General features: G+C 80.7%; 1 protein-coding gene and 1 pseudogene. One reads left to right on the top strand and one right to left on the bottom strand.

From position 1 onward, the window contains the following. Positions 1 to 55 precede the first annotated feature (55 nt). Positions 56 to 541, bottom strand: coding sequence for a GNAT family N-acetyltransferase (locus HLB09_RS17410; RefSeq protein ID WP_171204533.1), 486 nt, complete (start codon positions 539 to 541; stop codon positions 56 to 58). Between the two features lie 183 nt (positions 542 to 724). On the opposite strand from HLB09_RS17410, the pseudogene HLB09_RS17405 reads away from it, so the two are divergent. Beyond that, a pseudogene (locus HLB09_RS17405) lies at positions 725 to 1,158 on the top strand (hypothetical protein); the annotation flags it as partial.

Genomic DNA, 1,158 nt, shown 5'->3' with positions numbered 1-1,158 from the left:
GGGCGCCCCGCGTCGGGGCCGGACGCGCGCCAGGCCCCCCGGGAGCGCTCCGCGCTCAGGACCGGTCGGTCCGCACCAGGGCGTGCAGCACGACGTCGCGGTGGGCCCCGCGCCGCCAGCGGGCCCCTCGGGCGACGCCCTCGCGGACCAGACCTGCGGCCTCGAGCGCGCGCTGCCCGGCGGCGTCGTCGGCGTCGGCGTGGCCCTCGACGCGGTGCGCCGTCGTGTGCAGGAGCAGCAGCTCGACGAGCGACTCCACGGCGGCCCCGCCCGTCCCGCGCCCCCGGGCGTCCGGGCGGAGCCAGACCGCGACGACGGGGCACCCCGAGCCGCCGGTGGCGCCCCACCGGTGCTCGTGCCAGCGCCAGGACACCTCGCCCGCCACGGCGCCGGCGTCGTCGAGGACGGTGAGGACGCCCGCCGCCTCGAGGTCGCACGGGCCGGGCGCGGTGCGGGGCGCGGAGGGGCCGACGTCGAAGGGGCGGTCGGCGCCCAGGAGCAGCGGCAGGTCGTCGGGGCGCTGGGGACGCAGCTGGACCATGGCGCGAGTGTGGCGGAGCCGGGCCGCCGGACGGGTGCGGCGGACCTCGCCGCGCCGACCCGTCACCCGTCGACCACCCCGGCCGCGCGCCCCTTGTCGCCGCCGGGGCGGCTGCGCACACTGGTGGGACGCCCGTCGTCGGCCCAGCCCGAGCCGGACGCCGCGCAGCCCCCGGAGGCCACCGTGCTCGACGACGCCCGCACCGCCGCCCCGACCTCGATGCCCGTCCTCTCGCGCGGGCGGCACCGGACGCCCCGCACGGGCGCCTGCTTCATGGAGATGGCCTCCTACCTCGCCGGCGAGCGCTGGAGCGACCACCCCGCCTGCACCCACCCCCTGCTCGCCCGGCTGGCCCGCGACGTCAACGACCGCACGAGCGACACCGGCCGCGCGCGCCTGGGCCGGCTCGTGCCGTCGGTCGTGGGCCTGCACGACGACGACCCGGCCACGGACGTGCGCCTGGCCCTGCTGTGCACCGCGGCGGCGCTGCCCGTGTCCTCGATGGAGCGCCAGCACGCCCTGGCGGTGGCGCTGCTGGCCGGCGAGGACGTCCTCGCGCACCTCGAGGGGCGGTCCGACGGCGAGCCCTCCGAGGCGGCGCGCGCGGCGCTCGCCCG

The organism is Pseudokineococcus marinus (genome assembly GCF_013004605.1).
Lineage (GTDB): Bacteria > Actinomycetota > Actinomycetes > Actinomycetales > Quadrisphaeraceae > Pseudokineococcus > Pseudokineococcus marinus.
Note: the sequence above shows the minus strand (reverse complement) of the source record. Positions and strands in the feature narration are given on the sequence as shown.